Source organism: Myceligenerans indicum, from assembly GCF_016742955.1.
Taxonomy (GTDB): domain Bacteria; phylum Actinomycetota; class Actinomycetes; order Actinomycetales; family Cellulomonadaceae; genus Myceligenerans; species Myceligenerans indicum.
Window position 1 is genome coordinate 135,393 of the sequence record NZ_JABBYC010000002.1, and the last position, 23,025, is coordinate 158,417.

23 protein-coding genes are annotated in these 23,025 nt (G+C 69.1%); 10 read left to right on the forward strand and 13 right to left on the reverse strand.

All coding sequences use genetic code 11. The annotated features are described in order from the left end of the window. Nucleotides 1–38 precede the first annotated feature (38 nt). The gene (locus HGK34_RS02885; RefSeq protein WP_201845072.1) at nt 39–437 is read left to right on the forward strand and encodes a VOC family protein; all 399 of its coding nucleotides are present in this window, start codon (nt 39–41) and stop codon (nt 435–437) included. 204 nt (nt 438–641) lie between these two features. Then, nucleotides 642–1,793, forward strand: a complete 1,152-nt coding sequence (locus tag HGK34_RS02890; protein ID WP_307815691.1) for a PQQ-dependent sugar dehydrogenase — start codon at nt 642–644, stop codon at nt 1,791–1,793. Nucleotides 1,794–1,894: 101 nt separating this feature from the next. Here HGK34_RS02890 and HGK34_RS02895 read toward each other — a convergent pair whose 3' ends face one another. Beyond that, complete coding sequence (locus HGK34_RS02895) at nt 1,895–2,386, reverse strand: hypothetical protein (protein WP_201845073.1); 492 nt, start codon at nt 2,384–2,386, stop codon at nt 1,895–1,897. Further along, nucleotides 2,383–3,687, reverse strand: a complete 1,305-nt coding sequence (locus HGK34_RS02900; RefSeq protein WP_201845074.1) for an AAA family ATPase — start codon at nt 3,685–3,687, stop codon at nt 2,383–2,385. Before HGK34_RS02900 ends, HGK34_RS02895 begins: the two co-directional genes overlap by 4 nt. Before the next feature lie 340 nt (nt 3,688–4,027). Between HGK34_RS02900 and arfB the strand changes: the two genes are divergently transcribed. The 3 genes from arfB to HGK34_RS02915 all read left to right on the forward strand — a co-directional run bounded on the left by arfB (nt 4,028) and on the right by HGK34_RS02915 (nt 6,229). Further along, nucleotides 4,028–4,474 carry an alternative ribosome rescue aminoacyl-tRNA hydrolase ArfB gene (gene arfB, locus HGK34_RS02905; RefSeq protein WP_201845075.1) on the forward strand — a complete coding sequence of 149 codons (447 nt, stop codon included), beginning with the start codon at nt 4,028–4,030 and terminating at the stop codon, nt 4,472–4,474. Nucleotides 4,475–4,790: 316 nt separating this feature from the next. After that, nucleotides 4,791–5,357: a hypothetical protein gene (locus tag HGK34_RS02910; RefSeq protein WP_201845076.1), complete on the forward strand. Its 567-nt coding sequence runs from the start codon at nt 4,791–4,793 to the stop codon at nt 5,355–5,357. Nucleotides 5,358–5,419: 62 nt separating this feature from the next. Further along, complete coding sequence (locus HGK34_RS02915) at nt 5,420–6,229, forward strand: Crp/Fnr family transcriptional regulator (RefSeq protein ID WP_201845077.1); 810 nt, start codon at nt 5,420–5,422, stop codon at nt 6,227–6,229. A gap of 75 nt (nt 6,230–6,304) precedes the next feature. Here HGK34_RS02915 and HGK34_RS02920 read toward each other — a convergent pair whose 3' ends face one another. From HGK34_RS02920 to HGK34_RS02945, 6 genes are all read right to left on the reverse strand, one after another. Beyond that, nucleotides 6,305–7,261 (reverse strand): ribokinase, encoded by a 957-nt coding sequence (locus tag HGK34_RS02920; RefSeq protein WP_201845078.1) that lies wholly within the window; start codon nt 7,259–7,261, stop codon nt 6,305–6,307. A gap of 33 nt (nt 7,262–7,294) precedes the next feature. Continuing rightward, nucleotides 7,295–8,557, reverse strand: coding sequence for an ABC transporter permease (locus HGK34_RS02925; RefSeq protein WP_201845079.1), 1,263 nt, complete (start codon nt 8,555–8,557; stop codon nt 7,295–7,297). Continuing rightward, nucleotides 8,554–9,795 (reverse strand): ABC transporter permease, encoded by a 1,242-nt coding sequence (locus tag HGK34_RS02930; protein ID WP_201845080.1) that lies wholly within the window; start codon nt 9,793–9,795, stop codon nt 8,554–8,556. The genes HGK34_RS02925 and HGK34_RS02930 overlap by 4 nt, the downstream gene beginning before the upstream one ends. After that, nucleotides 9,792–11,342: an ABC transporter ATP-binding protein gene (locus tag HGK34_RS02935; protein ID WP_201845081.1), complete on the reverse strand. Its 1,551-nt coding sequence runs from the start codon at nt 11,340–11,342 to the stop codon at nt 9,792–9,794. The genes HGK34_RS02930 and HGK34_RS02935 overlap by 4 nt, the downstream gene beginning before the upstream one ends. 79 nt (nt 11,343–11,421) lie before the next feature. After that, complete coding sequence (locus HGK34_RS02940) at nt 11,422–12,507, reverse strand: BMP family lipoprotein (protein WP_307815692.1); 1,086 nt, start codon at nt 12,505–12,507, stop codon at nt 11,422–11,424. 67 nt (nt 12,508–12,574) lie between these two features. Continuing rightward, complete coding sequence (locus HGK34_RS02945) at nt 12,575–13,507, reverse strand: nucleoside hydrolase (RefSeq protein ID WP_201845083.1); 933 nt, start codon at nt 13,505–13,507, stop codon at nt 12,575–12,577. A 129-nt stretch (nt 13,508–13,636) separates the two neighbouring features. Between HGK34_RS02945 and HGK34_RS02950 the strand changes: the two genes are divergently transcribed. After that, nucleotides 13,637–14,632 (forward strand): LacI family DNA-binding transcriptional regulator, encoded by a 996-nt coding sequence (locus tag HGK34_RS02950; protein WP_307815703.1) that lies wholly within the window; start codon nt 13,637–13,639, stop codon nt 14,630–14,632. Nucleotides 14,633–14,671: 39 nt separating this feature from the next. Here the strand turns inward: HGK34_RS02950 and HGK34_RS02955 are convergent, their stop codons facing one another. Continuing rightward, nucleotides 14,672–15,262: a TetR/AcrR family transcriptional regulator gene (locus HGK34_RS02955; protein ID WP_211200321.1), complete on the reverse strand. Its 591-nt coding sequence runs from the start codon at nt 15,260–15,262 to the stop codon at nt 14,672–14,674. Between the two features lie 70 nt (nt 15,263–15,332). Between HGK34_RS02955 and HGK34_RS02960 the strand changes: the two genes are divergently transcribed. Next, nucleotides 15,333–16,106 carry an oxidoreductase gene (locus HGK34_RS02960; protein WP_201845085.1) on the forward strand — a complete coding sequence of 258 codons (774 nt, stop codon included), beginning with the start codon at nt 15,333–15,335 and terminating at the stop codon, nt 16,104–16,106. A 157-nt stretch (nt 16,107–16,263) separates the two neighbouring features. On the opposite strand, the gene HGK34_RS02965 is transcribed toward HGK34_RS02960, so the two are convergent. Further along, nucleotides 16,264–16,632 carry a hypothetical protein gene (locus HGK34_RS02965; protein ID WP_201845086.1) on the reverse strand — a complete coding sequence of 123 codons (369 nt, stop codon included), beginning with the start codon at nt 16,630–16,632 and terminating at the stop codon, nt 16,264–16,266. Nucleotides 16,633–16,767: 135 nt separating this feature from the next. Between HGK34_RS02965 and HGK34_RS02970 the strand changes: the two genes are divergently transcribed. Further along, the gene (locus HGK34_RS02970) at nt 16,768–17,676 is read left to right on the forward strand and encodes an AraC family transcriptional regulator (protein ID WP_201845087.1); all 909 of its coding nucleotides are present in this window, start codon (nt 16,768–16,770) and stop codon (nt 17,674–17,676) included. Nucleotides 17,677–17,752: 76 nt separating this feature from the next. Here the strand turns inward: HGK34_RS02970 and HGK34_RS02975 are convergent, their stop codons facing one another. Continuing rightward, the gene (locus HGK34_RS02975; protein ID WP_201845088.1) at nt 17,753–18,118 is read right to left on the reverse strand and encodes a winged helix-turn-helix transcriptional regulator; all 366 of its coding nucleotides are present in this window, start codon (nt 18,116–18,118) and stop codon (nt 17,753–17,755) included. A gap of 82 nt (nt 18,119–18,200) precedes the next feature. Between HGK34_RS02975 and HGK34_RS02980 the strand changes: the two genes are divergently transcribed. Further along, nucleotides 18,201–19,061, forward strand: a complete 861-nt coding sequence (locus tag HGK34_RS02980; RefSeq protein ID WP_201845089.1) for an enoyl-CoA hydratase/isomerase family protein — start codon at nt 18,201–18,203, stop codon at nt 19,059–19,061. A gap of 468 nt (nt 19,062–19,529) precedes the next feature. Beyond that, nucleotides 19,530–20,231 carry a nuclear transport factor 2 family protein gene (locus HGK34_RS23410; protein WP_372433062.1) on the forward strand — a complete coding sequence of 234 codons (702 nt, stop codon included), beginning with the start codon at nt 19,530–19,532 and terminating at the stop codon, nt 20,229–20,231. A 115-nt stretch (nt 20,232–20,346) separates the two neighbouring features. On the opposite strand, the gene HGK34_RS02990 is transcribed toward HGK34_RS23410, so the two are convergent. Then, on the reverse strand, nt 20,347–20,820 hold the full coding sequence (locus tag HGK34_RS02990) for a carboxymuconolactone decarboxylase family protein (protein WP_201845091.1): 474 nt from the start codon (nt 20,818–20,820) through the stop codon (nt 20,347–20,349). 307 nt (nt 20,821–21,127) lie between these two features. After that, a complete protein-coding gene (locus HGK34_RS02995; protein ID WP_201845092.1) occupies nt 21,128–22,996 on the reverse strand; it encodes a carboxylesterase/lipase family protein in 1,869 nt (622 codons plus the stop codon). Between the last annotated feature and the right edge of the window lie 29 nt (nt 22,997–23,025).

Genomic DNA, 23,025 nt, shown 5'->3' on the forward strand with positions numbered 1-23,025 from the left:
TGCTTCGTGTACACCACCGGCACGACCCAGGAGATTCCGTGAACTTCGTTTCTGTCCGCATCATCACCGGCGACGTGGCCCGCCTCGTCGGCTTCTACGAGCGAGCCACCGGGACACGGGCGGCCTGGTCCACCGAGGACTTCGCCGAGCTGCGGACCGCGAGCGCCACCCTCGCGATCGCCGGCACCCGCACCGTTCCCCTGTTCGCCCCGGGCTCCGCCCGCCCGGCGGACAACCACAGCGTGATCACCGAGTTCCTCGTCGACGACGTCGATCGCGTCCACCAGGACCTGACAGGCTTCGTCCCGGAGTTCGTCACCGAGCCCACCACGATGCCCTGGGGCAACCGGTCGCTCCTGCTGCGCGACCCCGACGGCAACCTGGTCAACTTCTTCACGCCCGTCACGCCGGAGGCCGTCGAGAAGTTCGCGCGCTGACGCCTGACTCTCCGGCGATCGGGATGGTCAGCCCTCGATTCGGGTCAACGACCAGTGGCGCATCTGCTTCGGCTGGACCGACGCAGGTCCCGCTCATGTCGAGATCGTCGACCATCACTGAGACAGTCGGCATGGCCGACTCCCGGTCGGCCTCCGGCAAGGTTCGGTCCAGCGCCGCGTGTGCGACCCTGATGGGGTCTCGCCGTGAGGGCTGCCGCCACCGCCCAACCCACGATCTGGAGCGCCGCCGTGTCCCTGCGCCACCGTCGCCGCACCATCTGGCTCGTGTGCGCCGCCGTCGTGTCGGTGCTCGCCGCCGGTTGCGGTTCGAACGGCTCCACGCCGTCGCCCTCCTCGGGCGAGGACACCCGGACGGGCCAGGCTGCTGTCCGGCCGCCCTTCGGCGGACAGGTTCGTACCATCGCGACCGGCCTGGAAGTTCCGTGGTCGGTGGTCTTCGTCGACGGCTCGGCCCTGGTCAGCGAGCGGGACTCGGGACGGATCCTGGAGGTGGGTGGCGACGGCACCCTGCACGACGCCGGCGTCGTGCCCGGCGTGGTCCCGGGCGGCGAGGGCGGCCTGCTGGGCCTGGCCGCCCGCGACCACGACCTGTACGTCTACTCCACGGGCACCGCGGGCAACCGGGTGGAGCGGTACCCGGTCGAGGGCTCCGCCGGGTCGCTCTCCCTCGGCTCGCCGACACCGGTGCTCGACGGTCTCCCCGCGGGGACCTATCACGACGGCGGGCGCATCGCGTTCGGGCCGGACGGCATGCTGTACGTCGCCGTCGGTGACACGCAGGATGCCGGCACGGCGCAGGAGCTGGACGCGCTCTCGGGCAAGATCCTGCGGGTGACGCCCGATGGCGGGATCCCGGCGGACAACCCCTTCCCCGGCTCGCCGGTGTACAGCTACGGGCACCGCAACGTCCAGGGCCTCGCCTGGACGGACGACGGGACGATGTTCGCCACCGAGTTCGGCGACCACACCTGGGACGAGCTGAACCTGATCGAGGCCGGGAACAACTACGGGTGGCCGCAGGTGGAGGGGGCCGGCGGCACCGGCGGGCTCGTCGACCCCGTGCAGCAGTGGTCCCCTGCCGAGGCCAGCCCGAGCGGCCTGGCCGCCGTCGGCGACACGCTGTTCGTGGCGAACCTGCGCGGCCAGGTGCTGCGAACCGTACCGGCTGCGGATCCGGCCACCTCGACCGAGCACTTCGCGGGGCGGTACGGGCGCCTGCGGGACGTGGCAGCGGCACCGGACGGCTCCCTCTGGTTCGTGACCAGCAACACGGACGGACGCGGAGTCCCCGACGCGGAGGACGACCGCATCCTCTCCGTCGACCTGGTGCCGTGAGACCGGGCGGTTCTGAGGTTGGGTGCCGGCCAGGCGACGAACTATCGCGCTCTTCGTCCTCTCCCACCTCTGCCTCTGTCCGGGTCGTCACCGTTACTGCCTCACGACGGAGACCAGCCCGTCCGCGAGTAGGCACCCAGGTCGGAGTCCAGCGACCAGATCGTCACCGAGCTGCCCTGGTTGAGCGCACAGGTGCGTTCCCACTCCTTGATGATCGACACGTCGGCGAGGCTGGGGCCTTCTCCGGTCTTCGTCGGGGACTTGTTGGCCTTGACATGGTCGGGAAACTCGACGAGCCAGCTCAGCAGCTCCTCCTTGTCAGGGAAGAAGGTCGGCCCGTAGGGCGCCTCGCCGTCGAACGCTTTCCGAACGTCGTCGCGCAGCGTGTGCGCGTACGTGTAGCGCTGACCACCAGTTGCCAGGCGGGAAACGTGGTTGCCCGTCTCCCAGATGGTGGCCATCGGCAGGATCATCCGCGCCTCGTCCGACATCGCCTCGAGGCGCACTCCCACGGACTCACGCCCGTCCTCGAATCCAGGGATGCCGAGGAGTACCAGGTAGACCGACGTGTCGATGAGGAGGACCTCTCTCATGAAGCAATCCCGAGGCGCGCACGAAGGAGGTCCCTCGGCGAACCAGGCCGAGTGCCGAGCCGCTTGGCCGCCCGATCGACGTCTCCTGCGCTGAGGAGGCGGCCCAATGGGCCTCTCGCAACCAACTCCGGATAGGAATCGAGCTCTTCCAGCGTGACAAGCCGACTGTCCCCATCCTCAGGGTCGCGATAGCAGAACACCACACGCGGGATCGCTTCGAGCGGCAGCGCATCAAGTAGTGCCGGGTTGTGAGTGGAGAGGAGCACTCGCAGCCCTCGCGCGGCGGCGATCCTCTGAATCCGTTCGAGCAGGTCCCGTGCGCGGCTGGGGTGCACTCCGTTGTCGATCTCCTCGATAACGACGAGGCTGCCGCGGTCGGCGGACAGCATCGCCGCCGCGATCGCGAGTACGCGCAGCGTGCCGTCGGAAAGCAACGAAGCGTCATATCGACGGTAGTCCCTGCCGAAGGTCTCCACGAGCTGGAGGAGACGCCCACCCCGGGGCTCTGCAAGAAACTCGATATCCGCGATCTCCTGCTCGGGCAACGAGCGGACGAAATCGAGGACCTGAGTCTTCGTCTCCGTCGACGCGGCGCTCGCCTCACAGAGGTTGTACAGAACCGCGGAGATGTTCGAGCCGTCACCGTTGAGCCGGGTCTCTGACGGAAAGGCATATTCGCGCATACGTGCCGGCACCGGGTCCAGGAACAGCACACGTGCGAGTGTCGCTTCGTATTCCTTCGCGACGCCCGGAATGGTCGCCCGCGAGACCTTGTGACCCGCCTCGATGACCGCCCCCGAAACGAGCTGAGTGAAGACGGCATGTTGGTCGCTGGCCCGAATGTGCGGCTTCTTGCCGCCCCGCGCGAAATTGTTGTAGGCGACCGAAGCCTCCGTACCTCGATCCGTGGAGGGCTGATCCAGAGTATAGAGCGGAACTTTCTGGTTCTTGTCGGTGATGTGCTCACCGACAATGTGGAAGCCGTCCGACCGATACTCTAGTCGCACCTCCATCCGGTCCCACGAGTCCCGCTCAAGCCGACAACCCAGCGAGAACTCCTTGCCACCGAGGTGCGCCAACTTCGACGAGATACCTCGGACAACGCGATCAGCGCTGTTCACCTGGTACTGGATCGAACCGAGGCTCTGCCCCTGCGCCAGCCACGACAGAAAGCGAATCGCTTCGATCGCGTTGCTCTTGCCCGCCGCGTTCGCCCCGACGAGCACTGTCATGGACGAGAGCTCCAACGTCTGCGCGGCGCTGTAACTCTTGAAGTTCTCGAGGGTCACCTCGGTCAGCATGGCTTCGATCCGTCCACGAGGGGTTGGTCACCAGCAGCGTAGTCGGACCAGGTCGCGGAGGCACGCACCGCCGACCCGTCATTTCTGCGCATTCGGCCGAGCGAGCGATGCTACTCCCGCACTGTCAGTCATCCGCTGGTCAATCCGGCGGCGCCGCACCACTGAACGGCACCGTGCTCCACGTGCCCGTTGGCGGTGACCCCGCCATCACCCAGCACCACGACTCCGAGAACCCTCTGACAACCGCACTATGGGCACGGCTCAAGCGCCTGCCCAGGCAATAGATCCCGACTGCGTTCCTTCGGCACACCGGCACGGACCCATGAGGGACCATGGGCGCATGTCCTCACGCGCCCGCCCAGGTCTCACCGTCGGTCCGGCCCTGACGATCCCCCGGGCCGAGCTCACCGAGCGGTTCTCCCGCTCCTCCGGACCTGGCGGGCAGGGCGTCAACACGACCGACTCGCGTGTCGAGCTGTCCTGGGACGTCGGCAGGTCCGCGGTGCTGAGCGACGCGCAGCGCCGGCGCCTCCTGGAACGGCTCGCCGACCGCCTGGTCGGGGGCGTCCTCACCGTTGCCGCCTCGGAGCATCGGGAGCAGCTCCGCAACCGGGACGCCGCGGCTCAACGCCTGGCGGCCCTCGTCGGCGGCGCGCTGGCTCCCGACGGGCCGAGTCGCCGCGCGACCCGAGCCACCCGGGGTTCTCGCGAGCGCCGGCTGACCGCCAAGAAACAACGCTCCGCGATCAAGCGGCTGCGCTCGTCGAGGCCTCGGCGCGACGACTGACCGCGGTTCACGGTCAGGCCCGCAGCGGAGCTGCCTCGGCGAACGACCGTGAGGTGGCCGCGATGACCGAGGTCCAGGAAGACTCACGCCGACCGGGCCGGACGATCTCGATGTGCGGTCCGGCAGGCTCCGGCAGGCATCGCACGCGGGCCGCGGGCACTGTGAGCACGCTTACGGAAGGCCTGCGGACCGGCTCCTAGGTTCGAGGCACGCGACCACGTTGGGTCTCGCCTCGTCCTTGCCGGGCCGGGTTCGGGTGGGCAGGTTCGGGCGAAGCAACGTGGCCGGCCGAACGACAGCAATGAGGAGAACCGCCATGAGTACCACTCGCACCACTTCCGGCGTTGGCCGCGCAGCTGTGACCGGCGTCGTCGCCGGGGTCATCGCCTCCCTGGTCATGGCGATGTACGCCATGATCGCCGCCTGGATCCAGGACACCGGATTCTTCACGCCGCTGTACCACATCGCCTCCGTCGTGGTGGCGCCCGACACCATGACGGCGTCGATGGAGAGCGGGATGGCCGGCGACGCCTTCACCTTCTCCTTCGGCGTCGCCGTGCTGGGCGCCGTCGTGCACATGATGACCGGCGCGATGTACGGCGCGGTCTTCGGCCTGATCGTGGCGCGGCTCCGACTCGGCGCTGCGGCGCTGACGGTCACCGGTCTCGCCTGGGGTGCGGTCGTGCTGGTCATGAGCGCCTTCGTCCTGCTGCCGCTCACCGCCGCGGTGACCGGCGCCGGCGAACCCGTCGCGAACATGGCCTCGATGGCCGGCTGGGGCACGTTCACCGTGGAGCACCTGCTCTTCGGCATCACGCTCGGCGGGATCTTCGCGGCCCGGCTCCCGCACGCGGTGCAGCAGGGCTCTCCGGTGCCCGCGTAGGGGCCGGGTGCCCGCCACGATCCGCCGGTGGAGGACGACACGGAAGGACGATGGCTGGGAACATGAGAACCAAGACACCGCAATGCCTGGCCATCGTCGACCCCGAGCTCCTCGCCGGCGGTCTGCGCCCCTGGTCGCCGGGCCGGAGGGAGGAACACGTGGACCTCGACGGTGCCACCCACGGCCCCAGCTCCCCGGCCGCGCCCTGGTGCATGGCCGAGGTCGACATCTTCCGCGACCTCGACGCCGGTGAGATGGATGCGCTGAATGCCGCGGCGCCCCGGCGGACCTTTCCGCCGGGCGCCCTGGTCTACACCCCGCACCAGCCGGTGGAGACCCTGTTCATCCTCAAGCAGGGCCGCATCAGGATCTTCCGGACCTCGCCGGACGGACGAGCCCTGACCACCGCGATCATCGAGCCCGGCACGATCTTCGGCGAGATGGTCATCATCGGCCAGCAGATGCTCGACAACTACGCCGAAGCGCTGGACGACGTCGTGGTCTGCGTCATGAACAAGTCCGAGGTCAAGCGACTGCTGCTCGGCGACCCGCGGATCGCGATCCGGATCTCCGAGACCCTCGGGCGGCGTCTCGGCGTGATAGAACGGCGGCTGTCCGACACGGTGTTCAAGAGCGTCCCGCAGCGCATCGCGACCACACTGGTCACACTGGCAGCGGGCTCCACGGCCGGGCTGGGGCGTGGCCGGCAGGTGCGGCTCACGCACGAGCAGCTCGCCGCCCTCGCCGGCACCTCACGGGAGACCACCACCAAGATCCTCGGGGAGCTGAGCGAGCAAGGCATGGTCAGCCTGGGACGAGGGAGGATCAACGTCCTCGAGCTGGAGCTCCTGCGCCAGTACGGCGGCGACTGAGCCCGACGCCGTGCGACTGAGCCCCCGACGCCGTGCGACTGAGCCCGACGCCGTGCGACGTGGCGAGCGGTTCCGTCATGATCGCGGCTGGTCGGGTCGCCTGCCCAGTTCGGCCCGCACCTCCGACCAGAACGGCATCGAGGCCGAGGCTCCGTCGCGGCTGACGCAGAGAGATGCGGCGGTGGTCGCGCTGCGGATTGCCACCTCGAGGGGCTCCCCTGCCGCCAGCCTGGCCACCAAGGTTCCGGCGAAGCAGTCGCCCGCCCCGGTCGTGTCGACCACCCGGGTCGGCAGCGTCGGTTCCTCGTGCACGACGGCACCATCGTGTGCCACGAGCGTCGATCCGCGTCCACGGGTCATGACGACCAGGCGCGAGCCGCGGCTCAGCTCCCTGGCGGCCGCTGTCGCGTCCAGGTCTCCCGCGAGTTCCTTGGCCTCGTTCTCGTTGAGCAGGAGGACGTCGACGAGTGCGAGGAGCGTCCGCGCCTCCGGCGTCACGGGAGCGGGGGTGAGGACGGTGATGACACCACGTGTCCGTGCGACCCGGAACGCCCGCCGGACGAGCTCGGCGGGGCGCTCCAGCTGGGCGATCACCGCGGTCGCCGTGGCGAGGAGCCTCTCGTCGTGCATCGACCAGTCCGCGGAGTCGTTCGCTCCGGCCGCGACGACTATCGCATTCTCGCCGTCGTCCAGGACGGACACCTGTGCCACACCGGTGGGCAGGCCGGGCTCCGCGATCAGACGCGCGACATCCACCCCTTCGCCCGCGAGCAGTTCGACCAGTCGCGGGCCCACGTCGTCGTCGCCGACCCTGCCGAGGAACGCGACCTGGCCTCCGGCTCGCGCGGCCGCGATCGCCTGGTTGAGGCCCTTGCCGCCCGGGACACGATCGAGGCGGTGCCCGAAGATCGTCTCTCCCGGACGAGGGAGCCGCGGTTGCCGGATGACCATGTCGAGATTCACGCTGCCCAGCACGGCGAGCACACCGCCCTGTCTCTCGCTCCAGCGGTCGAGCGATGTCTTCGCGGTCATATCAGCCTTTCCTAGGGGGCGAGCACGGGGACGTCATCGGCGCGCGTAGGGCAGACCCGAGGCCGCGGGTTTGCGAACCTGGCCCGCGAGACCGGCGACGGCCACGATCGTGACGAGATACGGAAGCATGAGCATGAACTCGCTCGGCACCGGAGAGCCGATCGCGCCGAGCACGTACTGAAGGTTCGTCGCGAACCCGAACAACAGCGCCGCAAGCGTGGCACGGATGGGGTGCCACCTGCCGAAGATCACCGCCGCCAGAGCGATGTATCCCATGCCCGCCGTCATGTTCTGCTGGAACGACCCGACGGCACCGAGAGTGAAGTAGGCGCCCCCGATACCCACCACCGCACCTGCGATCGACACTGCCCAGAGGCGCATCGCGTTCACCTTGATGCCGACCGTGTCGGCAGCTTGCGGATGCTCGCCCGCGGCGCGCACGCGCAGGCCCCACTTCGTGTGGAACAGGCACATGTACACCACCACGACGGCGACGTAGGCGGCGTACACGATCACGGTCTGCCGGAAGAACGTCGGACCGATGATCGGGATCTGCGAGAGGACAGGGACGTCGATCGCCGGAAAGCGCGGCGGAGAGTTGAGTGCGGCGGCATCCTTGGTCAGCACCGTCGAGGAGAGAAAGGATGTGAGGCCGGTGACGAACACGATCAGCACGACGCCGACGATCACCTGGTCGACCCAGTACCTGATCGAGAAGACGGCGAGGACGAGCGAGACGAACACCCCGGCGACGACCGCTCCGAGCAGGCCGGCGTACAGGTTCCCGGTCAGCGACGCGACCACGGCCGACACGAAGGCGCCGCCGAGCAGCTGGCCCTCGATGGCGACGTTGATGACACCGACGCGTTCGGAGATCACTCCTCCCAGCGCGCCGAAGACCAGGGGGACCGAGATCCCGACCGTGCCGACGAGGAGTCCCAGAACAGGGAGTGTCTGGCCGGCGGCCGCCCAGGTGAGGAAGGCCACGAGGAATGCGACCGCGAAGGCGAGGCTCGACCAGATCTGCGGGCGTCGCCTCGTCACCGCGAGCCACACGGCGTGCGCCGTCAGCAGGAGGAGAACGACCGTCAGGCCGAGAGTCGTGGCACCCACCGGAGCCACCAGCGGCGGCAGCTGAACCAGGTCGGCGTCTCGGGAGAGCTGGAAGGTGGTCTCGCCCGGGCGGCCCTGCCCGATGAAGAGCACCGTCGCGAGGACGGTGAAGAGGCCGCAGGCGATCGGAGTCTTCCAGCTGCGCCCCACCAGACGTACGGGCTGGGACGTCACGGTGGTCATAGCGCACTCACCTTCTCGGGGACGGGGCTTGCGGGATCCTGCCGGGCAGTGCCCACCGACGGATCGGGAAGGCGGAAGACCCCGCGCACGAGCGGGGGTGCCGCGATGAACAGCACGATGAGCGACTGCACCACGAGCACGATGTCGATCGGTACGGCCTCGGCGGCCTGCATGAGGTACCCGCCCGCCTTGAACGCGCCGAACAGGGTGCCTGCGGCGAGGACGCCCCAGGGGCGGGAGCGACCCAGCAGCGCGACGGTGATCGCGTCGAACCCGATGCCGGCATCGATCCCGGACGTGAAGCCCGCCCGGGCGGGGCCGAGCACCTGCGTCACTCCCGCGAGACCGACGAGTGCGCCGGCGATGAGCATCGTGGCGACGTAGACCCGCTTGACGTCGATTCCGGCCACTCGTGCCGCGTCGGGGTTGATCCCCACGGCCTTGAAGCGGAATCCGAGTGCCGACCGGTCCAGCAACCACCACGTGAAGATCGTCGCGGCCACGACGAGGACCAGGCCCAGCGTGAGGTTGAACTGTGGCCCGAGCAGCGGCGGGAGGGCCGCGGTATCCGCGATCGGCGGGGACTTGGGGTTGCTCGAACCCGGAGCCTGCAGGAGCGGTGTGCGTAGAAGGTACGACAACAGGTAGAAGGCGACGTAGTTGAGCATGATCGTCACGATCACCTCGTGCGCACCGGTGCGGGCCTTGAGCAACCCGACCAGGCCACCCCACAGCGCCCCTCCGGCCAGTCCGGCGAGCAGGGCAAGAGCCAGGTGGACACCGAACGGCAGGTGGAGGGTGAATCCGACCCAGCCGGCGCAGGCGGCCGCGACGAGCATCTGTCCCTGGCCCCCGATGTTGAACAGGCCCACCCGGAAGGCGAGAGCAACACCCAGCCCTGCCGCGATCAGCGGCGTGGCGAAGGTGAGGGTCTCGGTGATCGGCTTGAGCTGCAGCACGAGCCCGTCTCGGTTCGGGTTGAACACGGCTCCCTGGAAGAGCGCTCCATAGGCGCCGGCCACGGCGTCCCATGCGGCGGCCAGCAAGCCACCCGGGTCCGTGAACAGGTGTGGCGCCGCCGCCCGCACGTGGTCGTCCGTCGCGGCGATGAGCACGCCGCCGATGGCCAGGGCGAGGACCACGGCGAGGACGGAGATCACCGCGGTGCCGCTCATGATCTCCCTGACGATCGCCCGGACGCGGTCGTCTCCCGTGCGCAGTGGCGCTTCGTTGCTCATGCGATCGCTCCTTCGGGGTCGGACGGCGACGACGCCGCGCGAAGGGCCGGGGGAACTTCGCCGGCCATCATGAGTCCGAGCACCTCACGCGGGGTGTCGGCTGGGACGATCCCGACGATTCGGCCTCGGTACATGACCGCGACGCGGTCCGCGAGGGCGGTCACCTCGTCGAGCTCCGTCGAGACGACGATCACGGGGATGCCCCCGTCACGCGTGGCGACGATGCGTTGGTGCACGAACTCGATGGATCCGACATCGATGCCTCGGGTGGGCTGCGCGGCCACGAAGAGACGCAGGTCGCGGCTCAGCTCCCGGGCGAGCACCACCTTCTGCTGGTTCCCGCCCGACAGCCGGCCGACCGGGGTGTCGATGCCCTGCGACCGCACATCGAACTCACGTGACTTCTCGACGGCGAAGGCGCGGAGGTGGTCTCGCCGCACCGTTCCGGCGCGGACGAACGGCGCGCCCACGGAACGGTCGAGCATCAGGTTCTCGGCGATGGAGAACTCGCCGACCAGCCCGTCCTGCGTGCGGTCCTCCGGCACGAAGCCGACGCCGGCGTCGAGGATCCGGCGCACGTCGAGTCCTCGGAGCGAGGAACCGTCGAGCACGACACGCCCGGTGACCCGGTGCTGCAGCCCCAGGAGTGCCTCGACGAGCTCGGTCTGACCGTTGCCCTGCACACCGGCGATCGCGAGCACCTCTCCCCCGCGCACGCGGAACGACACGTCGTCGACCGTGACCTGACCCCTCGGATCGAGGACGGTCAGGCCCTCGACGACGAGGGCGTCGTCGGTGAGCCGCGGTGCGGCCTTCCGCACGGTGAGCTCCACCGCGCGGCCCACCATGAGCGCCGCGAGCTCGGCGTTGGAGGCGGTGGGAGATGCTTCGCCGACGACCTTGCCGAGCCGGACCACCGTGATGCGGTCAGCGACCTCTCGCACCTCGCGAAGCTTGTGCGTGATGAAGACGATGGCGGTGCCGTTCGCCCTCAGGTCGCGCATGATGGCCATCAGCTCGTCCGTCTCCTGCGGGGTCAGCACCGCGGTCGGCTCGTCGAACACCAGCACGCGGGCGTCGCGCGCCAGCGCCTTGACGATCTCGACCCGCTGTTGCACGCCCACCGGCAGGTCCTCGACCAACGCATCGGGGTCGAGGTCGAACCCGAACCGGTCGCTGAGTTCACGGACTCGCCGGCGCGCGCTCGCGAGGTCCAGCCGGCCGCCGAAGCCGGTCTCCTCGTGGCCGAGCATCACGTTCTCGGCGACCGTGAAGACCGGGATCAGCATGAAGTGCTGATGCACCATCCCGATGCCGGCGTTCATCGCATCGCCAGGGCCCGCAAGGTGCTGCGGCACCCCGTCGAGGACGATCTCGCCCTCGTCCGCCTCGTAGAGTCCGTAGAGAACGTTCATCAGCGTCGACTTGCCGGCACCGTTCTCACCGAGGAGGCAGTGGATCTCCCCCGGTTCGACCGTGAGGTCGATGTGATCGTTCGCGACCAGAGCACCGAATCTCTTCGTGATGCCCCGCAGTTCGAGTTTCATGGACGACACCTCGTTCTGGTGCGGTGGATGAGTACCGAGAGGTGCCGGCCGGACGGAGCCCGGCCGGCGCCCTCGGGGATCAGCCCGGCGTGGACTGCGACGTGACCTCGATCTCGCCGGCGATGATCTGCGCCGCGAGGTCGTCCAGCTGCTGCTGCAGGTCGGCCGGCACCTTGCCGGCGAAGTCGTGGAACGGGGCGATCCCGACACCGTCGTTCTCGAGCGTGCCGACGTACGGCGCGTTTCTGAACTCCCCCGACGCCGCGCTGACGGTGACGTCCCGCACGGCCTCGTCGACGCCCTTCACGACGGACGTGAGCAGCAGGTCGGCGACCGACGGGTCGGTCTCGTACACGTCGGCATCCACGCCGATGAGAGCCGTGTCGCCACCCTTGTCCCGGATCGCCTCGGCAGCCGACTGATAGATCGGTCCTCCGACCGGGAGGAGCACGTCGGCGCCCTGGTCGAGAAGCGACTGCGCTGCGGTCTTCGCCTCGACACCGGCCTCGAACCCACCGGTGAAGACCCCGGTCTGCGACTCCTTGTCCCAGCCGACCGCCCTGACGTCGGCCCCGTTGACCTCGTCGTAGTGATCGACGCCGTCGACGAACCCGTCCATGAACAGCGTCACCGGCGGAATCTGCCCTCCGCCGAGCGTGCCCACGACGCCGGACTTCGAGTATGCGGCGGCCGTGTACCCGGCGAGGAAGGCCGCCTGTGCGGTGTCGAAGAGGATGGGCTTGCCGTTCTCGACGTCGGGCCGGCCGTCGCCGTCGGCGTCGAGCGCGTCGTCGACGATGGCGAACTGCACGTCGGGGTTGGCGACGGCGGCGGCGCCGGTCACGTCGGCGAAGAGGTAGCCGACGGTGACGACGAGGTCGCACCCCTCCGCCACCTGGGCGTCGACGTTCGGCTGGAAGTCGTTCTCGTTGCCGGACTCGACCTGGCTGGCCACGACCCCGAGTTCGTCGGCGGCCGCCGTGATCCCGCGCAGTGCGGACTCGTTGAAGGAGTGGTCGTCGAACCCTGCGGCGTCCGAGACGATGCAGGGAGAGAAGTCCTCTCCCTGCGATGCCGTGCCTGATGAGCATCCCGCGGCGAGCAGGATCGCGGCGGCGCTTGTCGCCGCTGTGACCCAGCGGCTCGTGTGCTTGGTGGCGTACACGTTGACTCCATTGTCGTGTGAGAGGTGGGCGGCGGACCGAGGAGGAAAGCACCGCCCGTGGTGGGGGTCAGTCGAGCTGTCGGACCGCGTCTTCGACGAGGCCCCAGAAGCGGTCGACGTCGAGGTCGATCGCGACATTGGCGTTGGCCGGCCGCTCGAGGAAGCCGAGCAGGTCGACGCAGGTGGCACCCCGTGTCTCCGCGCCCTGCACCTCCACGTCGATCCGGGTGCGGACGGTGGTCGCGGTGGCGGGGTCGGCGAGCATCGCCACGGTGATCGGGTCGTGCAGCGGCCCGTCGGGCATGTTCTCGAACGCGTCGTAGGTCGAGCAGAAGAACTCGAGCAACTCCGCGCCGAAGGCCGCCGTGCGGGTGTCGATGGCCGCGATCCGCGCGCGAACCTCTCGGGTGATGAGGGCCTGGTGCGAGATGTTGAGGCCGACCATCGTGAACTCGACGCCGGAGTCGAGTACGAGCGCAATCGACTCGGGGTCGGTCCATGCGTTGAACTCGGCGTAGGCCGAGACGTTGCCCCGCCCCGTGGATCCGCCCATCCAGACGACCTGTTCGATCGAGCCGACGAGCTCGGGGTACTTGCGCACGAACGACGCGACGTTGGTGAGCGGGCCGGTGGCAACGATCGTGACCGGCTCGTCGGACCCCTCGACGACGTCCCGCATGAGGGTCAGCGCGTCGCGCTCGTCCAGCGGCGTCGTCGGCGTGGGCAGTTCGGGACCGCCCAGCGCGTTGGCGCCATGGATCCATTCGGCGGGTTTGAGCTCGCCCGCGATGGGGCGCTCCGCGCCCTGGGCCACCGGGACGCCGTGGATGCCCGCGACCGTGCAGGCGACGAGCGCGTTGTGCGTCGTGTGCTCGATACGGCCGTTGCCTGCCACTGTCGTGATGCCACGGAGGTCGATCGCCGGATGTGCGGCGGCCAGCCAGATGGCGAAGACGTCGTCGTGACCGGGATCGCAGTCGATGAGGATCGGCTTGGACACGCTGTGCTCCTTCGCGTAAATTGTGCGTAATCGATTCCGCACGTTGGCCAACACCGTACATCACATCGCGCCGGCTGCACAGTAGAGTTTGATCCACCCCGCAGGATTGGAACCGTCATCGCTTCTTCAATCACCCTCGCCGACGTCGCCGCCCGCGCCGGTGTCTCCGTCGCCACCGCGTCCCGCGCACTCGGGGGCAAGCCACGGGTCTCCCAGGAGATGATCGTGCGGGTGCGGGCCATCGCCGCGGAGATGGGCTACCGGGTCGACCCGGTGGCCCGAGCCCTGCGAGAAGGCTCCAGCCGCTTGGTGGGGATGATCGTCCCGGTCATCGGCATCCCGTTCTTCGCCCGGCTCGTCGACGCGGTCGAGGAGGAGCTCAACCGCGCGGGATTCGAGCTCCTCCTTGCCGACTCCCACGGCTTCGTCGAGGAAGAGACCCGGCGCCTTCAGGTGTTCCGTGACCGCCGCGTCGACGGCGTCGTCCTGATCCCGTCCGATCGCCGCGGGTCCGCGACCGCGCTGCGGGTCCTCAACGACGAGATCGCCACCGTGCAGGTCGACCGGGCGACCAGCAAGACCCTCGCCGATTTCGTCGGCGTCGACAACGAGGTGGGGCTGCGCCTCGTCTTCGAGCACCTCCGGGAGCGGGGCGTCACCACGATCGGCTACGCGGGCACGGATGACGCGAGCTCGAACGGCGTCGAGCGGTGGCAGGCGGTACAGACCCTGACCGCCGAGCACGGGATGACCCTCGTGTCCGCGTTCCGCAGCGAGTTCAGCGTCGCATCGGGGGTCGCAGCGGCCGACACGATCCTCGGGACGGGTTCGCTGCCCGACGCCATCGTCGCAGGGTCCGACCAGATCGCGGTCGGCGTCATCTCCCGCTTGCGCGAGCACGGGTACGACGTGCCGCGCGACACCCTGGTCACCGGGTTCGACGGCGGTGAGCTCGCCGACATCTTCTGGCCGAGCCTGACGACCGTCGTTCAGCCGATCGCGACGATAGCCGCCGACGCCGTCGCCTTCCTGCGCGCCCGGATGGAGCACGAGAGCGGCGCATACCGGACGAACAAGCTGGCACCCGAGCTCCGGATCGGCCGCTCGACAGGCATGACGACGTAGACGCCCTGGATCGGCGGCACACGGCGCGCAGCCCCCGGCTCAGGGTGACTGCGGGGCGCCGTGGCGCAGGCCGTCGAAGAGGAGGGCGGTGATCTGCCGGGCCTCGACCAACCAGCCCTCCGTGGCGCGCATGCCGCAGACGCCGCCCAGAGCGCGCAACAGGGTGGAGCCCGTGACGTCGTCGCGGACGGTACCGGCCGCACTGCCGGCTTCGAGCAGCAGGGAGAGGGCCTCGGCCATACGCGTGCGCGCGTCGTCGAAGACCGGTGAGTCCGTCGCCATGATGCCCTCCAGAACACCGGACATCCCCTTGCCCACCGCCGCGTGGTCCACGAGCAGCAGCAGGAAGCGCCGCAGCGCCTCGTCCGGGGCGTGCTGGTCCAGCAGTGCGACGGGCGCGGCACACAGGACGTCCACCTCCTTGCGGTAGGCCTCCTCCATCAGCGCTTCGCGGGTCTCGAAGTGGCGGTAGAACGTTCCGACGGCGACGCCGGCGCTGCGAGCGATGTCCTCCACGTGCGCGTCGGTGTCACCGCTGAGGAACGCCTGGCGGGCAGCGGACAGCAGGGCCTCGCGGTTGCGTCGCGCGTCGGCGCGCAGCGGGCGTGATGCCGGCAAAGGAACCTCCATAAGGTGAGTCTGGTTCCGCTTACGTGTATCGTTTCCGGAGCCAGGTTCATCTTACGGAGGAGAGACACCCATGCCCATCACGGACAACAGCCTCGACGGCCTTCGGGTACTGGTCACCGGCGGCAGCCGCGGCCTGGGCGCGGCGACCGCGCGCCGCTTCGTCGCCGCGGGCGCGACCGTGCTGACGGCCTCCCGCAGCCGGCCCCAGGAGGACAGCGGTGCCACGTTCCTCGCGGCGGACCTCTCCACGCAGCAGGGTGTGGCCGAACTGGGCCACCGCGTCGTCGAGCAGGTGGGCGGCGTGGACGTGCTCGTGAACAACGCGGGCGCGGCGAGCGCCCCGGCGCCGACCCTGAGCCGGTCGGACGAGTCCTGGCAGGCGGACCTGGAGATGAACTTCCTCAGCGCCGTGCGGCTGGACCGGGCCCTGGTGCCGGGAATGGTCGAGCGGGGCTCCGGCGTCGTCGTGCACGTCTCCTCGATCGCCAGCCAACTGCCTCAGCGCACCGAGGCGTCCTACGCCGCAGCCAAGGCCGCGCTCAACACCTACAGCCGCGAGCTGGCCACCGAGGTCGGCGAGCACGGGGTACGCGTGGTCTGCGTCCTGCCTGGCTTCGTCGCCACCGACGGCGCCACCGCCCACCTGAGACTCATGGCCGAGACGCAGGGCATCACCACCGAAGAGGCCACGCAGCAGCTCGTGGACCATCTGAAGGTCCCCATGGGCCGCCCCGGGGATCCCGAGGATGTCGCCGAGATGATCGCCTTCCTCGCCTCCGGCCGCGCGAAGTGGCTCACCGGGGCGCAGTTCCGCATCGACGGGGGCATCATCCCGACCGTCTGAGCAGTCACCGAAAGCACGGGCCGGACACCCCCGTACCGGCGAGACCACCCCGGAGCCCCGCACCGGTATCCGCGTCGACGCCGACCCTGCCCGAGGCCCTTCTGCTTGCCCTCGACCGGAGCCGGTCGAGGGCAAGCACGATGTCGAGCGGCCGGGACTACTCGCGCGTGCTGTGGACCGGGTCCACGAGGGTGACCTCTTCGATCCGTTCGAACCTGCCGTCCTGCGCGAACGTGCCGAACACGTAGGACTCACGTGTCTGGCGTGTTCCGTCCTGCATCTCGACGGTCAGAAGGTGCCGATCAGCGTAGTCGTACCCGCCGACGAACTCGTTCAACAGGTCGACCCGCACCGAACGGATCATCGTCCTGATGCCGGCAAGGTTCCGTGCCACCTCGGACCATCCGGACCAGACCCCGTCGGTCCGTTGCCGGTAGTCGGGGGCGAAGTGCCGTGCCATCACCTCTTCGATCGGGGTCTCCCGCTCGTTCAGCAGCTCCTCGAGTACCGTCGCCAGGCTCCTCATCGACGTCCTCCGTCTTCTCGTGACCAGCAGATGCACCACCGACTGAACCAGCACCGAGGACGCGACACCATGCGCCGGCGAACCAGCCGCATGTCCATTCGTCCCAACCCGGCGAGGACGAACTACCCTGCGGGCGTGGACCTGATCAGTCGTGCCATCGAGAGCGTTCGGGCCGGACGCGCCAACGGTCGCCGGCTCACCGGGTTCGGCCCGTGGGGCATGCGGTTTCCCGCCTTCGTCGGGATCGGGTTCCACATCGTGCTGAGCGGTGAGGCGTGGCTGCTCGCGGAAGATGCCCGGCCGGTCCTCCTTCGTCCGGGCGACATCGCCGTCGCACCCAACGGCGCCGCTCACGGCCTCGCCCGCTCCCCCGCACGCCTCCACGACCTGCCGACATTCACACGCACCGACCCACCGGGGAACGGACAGCCGGAGGCCGAGTTGTTGTGCGGCGCCTACCGCCTGGAACACGGCACGCTCCACCCCTTCCTGCGCGACATGCCCGACCTGGTCGTGATCTCACCCGAACACGCCGACGACCCGGACCTGGCGTCGGTGACGAGACTGCTCGAGGACGACGTCGCGCACGCGCACGACGGCAACTGGGTGACGCGGTCCGCGCTGGTGGACCTCGTCCTGGTACGCGCCCTGCGGCAATGGCAGGAGGGACCCGACAGCAACGGCGCGGTGCGGGTGACCGACCCAGCCATCACGGCGGTCCTGGACGATATCCACGAGCGCCCGGAGCACCCGTGGACCGTCCAGGAACTCGCTCAGGCATCGGGCATGTCTCGCACGCAGTTCAACCGCCGCTTCGCCGCGGAGGTCGGCCGGCCGCCGATGTCGTACGTGACCCAGTGGCGGCTCGCCCACGGGGCTCGACTGCTACGTCAGACGAGCTGGCCGTTGTCAGCCATTGCCCGGCAGGCCGGCTACTCGAACGAGTTCGCCTTCGCCAGTGCCTTCCGACGCGAGTACGGCCTGGCCCCAGGGCGGTTCCGGGATCACCCCGACCCGCTCCCGAGGCAACCGCTCCGTCCCTGATCCGTGAGGAAACCCCTCAGCGAAGTCCTGTCGGCCCGAGAACCGCCGCACCGTCATGCTGCGCGCGAGATCGGCGTCACGGTGCCCCGGCCTCCCCGTCGTCGGGGTCCTGGGCGTCAAGGAGCTCGTTCCCGTGTTCGTCGCTCCAGGCGTAGACCGTGTCGAGCAGGTCGAGCAGGCTGCGTCCGAGGTCGGTGAGCCCGTAGGTCACGGTGCGGCCCGCCGACGTCCGGCAGACGAACCCGTCGTGCTGCAGGTTGCGCAGCGACCGGGTGAGCTCCTTGGCGCTGGTGCGGTACAGCGGGACACGTAGCTCCGAGAACCTGCGCGGCCCGTCCTCCAGGCAGCGCAGCACCATGGGCGCCCACTTGTCCTTCATCCTCAGAGGCTGCATCGGCGAGGGGCAGATCTCGTCGAACATGTCGACGGCGGGCTCGGACATAGCACAAGTCTAGGTTCCCGGTTGGTCACCTGGCTGCTTCCTAGGGTCAGGGCGCACGCCCAGAACAACCCAGGGAGTTCCCATGCACTACGACGATCTGACCGGCCTCCGGATCGCACTGTCGGACGGTGTCGCGACCGTGACGCTCGACCACCCGCCCCTCAACCTGATGGACGGCGTCCTGGTGCCCTCGCTGCGCGGGTTCGTCCACCGCGTCAGGAACGACACGAGCGTCCGCGTCATCGTGTTCGACAGCGCCGACCCGGAGTTCTTCAGCGCCCACGGCGACATGGGCTACCTCACCGAACCGGACGCCCTGTCGGCGGCGACCCGCGCCGCGATCGCCGCCGCCGAGGATGCGCCGGTCCCCGAGGGCATGAACATCCTGCAGGTCATGAGCGAGGAGGTACGCACCCTGCCCCAGGTCACGATCGGCAAGCTGGCCGGCTTCGCACGCGGCGCCGGGAACGAGTTCCTCATGTACCTGGACATGCGGTTCGCGGCGATCGGCCGGTCCGGCCAGTCACAGACCGAGGCCATGATGGGCATCCTCCCCGGCGGGGGCGGGACCGTGAACATGCCCCGCCTCGTCGGGCGGGCCCGGGCACTCGAGCTCGTGCTGGGAGGCGAGCTCGTGGACGCGGAGCTTGCCGAACGGTACGGCCTGGTCAACCGCGCGCTCCCGGCCGACGAGCTGGACGGCTTCGTCGGCGACCTCGCCGGACGGATCGCCCGCCTGAGGCCAGAGGTCGTCGCCGCGATCAAGGCCGCCGTGAACGCCGTGGCGTCCCCAGTTCCACGCGCCGCGTACGCGGTCGAGAACGACGGGCTGATGACGACGATGGGTCCCGAGGTCACACAGCGGGCGCACGACCTGCTGGCCGCGGGCATCCAGACCCGCGAAGGCGAGCTCGACCACGAACGGATCGTGGCCTCCGTCTGAGCGGGTGCGGGTCACGACCGTGGCGCCCTCGGGGCACCACGGTCGTGACCCACCGGGCGATCGCCCCTGTGCGCCGTCCGGCTGCATTCCCTGGGTCCCTGCGTTTCCGTGATGCACGCGTCGGCGCGGGCCACGGCGCCACAGTCAGCCATGGACGTACAGACCCCGCTCAGGGTCGCAGGCCTATCGCGCGTTCATCGGGGAGGGCGCCCCCGTTCTCGCCCATGCTTCCAGTGCACTCTCGGCCCGTTCGACTGCGAGGCGGAGTTCCGCGAACTCGTTCTCATCGAACTCCGAACCGCTCAGGTACGAGGACCGCGCTTGGTCCGCCACTGCGACCTGCTGCACACGTCCCGGTCGCCGTCGCCGGACTTGACCCTGTTCCAGGAACACGGCCCTCAATGGACGAGAGCGTCCAGCTCACACCGAGTTCGGCGTCACGAGGAAGGGATCGACATGTCCGTGCCGATGGTTGGCAAGACCTACGCGTTCGATTTGGGATTACTGAAAGTGCGGTTCACCTTCGAGTCGGAGTCGAAGGGCAGCTTCGTCGTGGAAGAGGGCGGAGGACTGACGCCGAACGGCCACACCGAGACGGTGGCGCTCAACCTGAAGAGGATCCGGGACGGCGTCTACCTGAACTCCTGGACCGAGGCCGCCGGCGCCACGGTCACTCATGTGGAGGACTTCGCCAACGGGACGCTCTACTCCAACGTCACCGTCGACGGCGCACTGTACAACTTCGTCGGAACCATCACGGAAGTGGCCAACCCCATGCCTGATACCACCATCGCCGATCACGACCTGGCCGAACGCAACACACGGATCGTGCTCACCGCGATGCGCGAACTCTTCGCCGAGAAGGATCTGACCGCGCTGGACCGCTACTGGGCCGAGCCGTACGTACAGCACAGCCCGCAGATGCCCGACGGCCTGGACACGCTGCGCTCCGCCGTGCCCGGCCTGCAGGGATTCTCCTGGCAGCCGCACCGTATCGCGGCCCAGGGCGACCTCGTGTTCACCCACAGCCTCGTCCACGGCTGGGCACCCGGTCCAGTGGTGATCGTCGACATCTACCGTCTCGAGAACGAGCGCATCGTCGAGCACTGGGACGTCGTGCAGGACCTGACCCCGGCTGAGTCAACGGCCAGCGGTCACCCCATGGTGTGAGCCCACGACCGGGACGACGCCGTCGTCCCATGGTCCGGAGCACCGAAGGCCTCCGGTTTGTGGAGTGGAGATGTCGAGTAACCACGTCACAACCCGGAGGCCTTCGCGGAGTTGGTCATCGGGTCAGCTGTCCCTCGGCGTCGCGGGGACGGACCGGATGACCGCTGAGGATCGATATCCGGTTGAACGTGTTGATCGTGACGGCCACCCACTCGGCGGCCACGAAGGTATCGTCCCCGAGGACTGCCCGCGAACCGGCGAGATCAGCACGGGACTCCTCGCCCAGGGGCAGGGCAGTCACCGCCTCCGCGACCGCGAGCACCGCCTTTTCACGGTCGTCGAAGGCCTCGGTGTCCCGCCATGCCGGCAGCAGGTCCAGCATCTGCTGCCGGATCCCCGACTGCCTCGCCTCTCGCGAATGCAGGTCCAGGCAGAACGCGCAGCCGTTGAGCTGCGATGCCCTGACCTTGATGAGCTCCGACTCCCGAACGGTGAGCCCTCGCTGGACGGCTGCCTCCCGTACCGCCGACGAGAACTTCAGCGCTGCGGACCACACCTCGGGAGCCGCCTTGTCCATGAACGGACGCATGTGTCCTCTTCTCCGACACTCGACAGGGTGTCCAACCCTACAGATTCCGCTCCTCCAGGTATCCGAGGATCAGCAGACTTCGTGTGGCCGCGACACGGTCAAGAGGTTCGTCGTCGATCATGCCTCCCGCCTCCTGGGCCATGGACACCTTCGATCACGGTGTCGATGTCGGCACCGGTCGCCCGCACCGGCGTCGTCGCACCCGCATGCCTGCTCCCCCTGCCACGTGAACTGCACGACATGGCCTGTCAGCTACGCACTCACTCAGCACACCACGATCATGGGGCGTGCGTCTCGTCGGCAGCGTTCATGCGACCGGGCCCTGATAGCTCATCCAGTAGTCGATCGCCTCGGGCCGTGGACGGGCCGTCATGCCGCTGGGGACGCCGATCCCCATCACCTGCTCCGGGGAGTCGGCGAACGTGGACCAGGGGGGCAGTCCGGCCCCGTTGGGGTCACCTGTCCGGACGAAGTTCAGCCAGTAACCGCTGAGCTGATCGCGCAGCAGGTAGTCGGCCGGGCCGTAGTCGGCGGCGCCGTCCGCGCCAAGGTTGTCGAAGGCGTACATGACCTCCGCGCCGTGGTACGCCCCGTACTCCTGCAGCCCCTCGTCCGGCGGGGTGTGCGTGAAGAAATACAGGTAGGCGGGCGCCTGGCCGCCGTCCGTCTGCAGCCGCGCCCAGCGGTACATCCCGCGGGTGAAGACGCGGTCGGTCTGGGCCTGCAGCATCGAGTCGAGCACCTGCTCCTCGGTCTCGCCCGGATACAGGTCGAGGAAGGTGTCCGCTTCCTCGCCGTGATCCTTCCGGGCCGTCGCTCGGTACTCCTCGGGGGTCATGGGCTCCGGAGGAAAGGCCCGGATCAGGGAGTCCTCGTCCGCGTTGCTGCCGACCATGGTAGGGACGTCGAGTCGGTCGCCCGCTGCGTAGATCTCCGCCGGGCTGCGGTCGAGCACGTAGCCGTCCACAGACGGTCGCCAGTGCGGGCCGACGGCTCCGGCGGCCTCGGTGATCCGGTCGACGGGCAGCTCGCGCAGTTGGGCCACCGTCTCCACGCCCAGCTCCTGGGCGAGGCGCTCACCGGCGTCCTCTGCGACGGCCCGTGAGTCGCTCTGGTCGCCGCCCTGGGTGTTCCCTTCGGTGCCCATGCAGGCACCGCTGCTGCCGATGATGCCGTCGAACAGCCCTTCGGCCAAGGGCGTAGCCCCCAGGATGCACACGCTCTCACCGCCCGCGGACTCGCCCGCGAGCGTCACGCGGTCCGGGTCGCCACCGAACGCCGCGATGTTCTGCCGCACCCACTCCAGCGCGGCGATCTGGTCCAGGATCCCGTAGTTGCCCGACGCCCCGTAGGACGATTCGGCGGCCAGCTCCGGGTGACAGAGGAACCCCATGACGCCCAGCCGGTAGTTGATCGTGATCACGATCGCCTCACCGGTGGAGGCCAGCGCCTCGCCGTCGTACAGGGGCAGGGCACCCGATCCGGTGGCGAAGCCACCACCCGGGACATAGACGAGCACAGGAAGCTCCGCGGAAGCGGGCTTCGTGGCGCGCCAGATGTTGAGGTAGAGGCTGTCCTCGCTGACGGGGTAGGGGTTGAGGAACGTGTCCTCCAGGGGGATGTCGAGAGTCTGGGACAGCGCCCTGGTGGCGAAGGTCGTGGTGGGCTGCACCGGCGCCGCCGAGAACCGGTCGGCGACGAGTACCTCGGATCGCGGCTCCGGGGGTCGCGGTGCCCGCCACCGCAGGTCGCCGACCGGAGGCTGGGCGTAGGGCACGCCCGCGAAGATCTCGACCGTGCCGGCGTCGTTGCGCACACCGGTCACCGGGCCTTCCCTCGTCTCCACCGGCTGCGTCGCTTCCCGCGCCGCGCCTCCGGCCATCCGGAACTGCGGTCCGGGATGGGCGAGCACGACCGTTCCGGCCGCTACGGCGGCCGCCACCAGCCACGCCCCCACTCTGAGCACGACGCCGCGCCGCAACCACCAGGACGCGGTCAGTACCAGGGCGAGCAGAAACCCCGCGACAAGGCCCCAACCCCACCACGGTGTCTTGTTCAGCCAGCCGAGCACCAGCACCAGCAGCGCCAGCAACGCCAGCGGCACCCAGAACCCGGCGGACCGGCGAGAGGCGCCAGACCTCGGCCCGCGAGCCGCCGCCTGCTCAGCTGTCTCCACGATGTCTGCCTTTCCTTCTTCTCCATCGC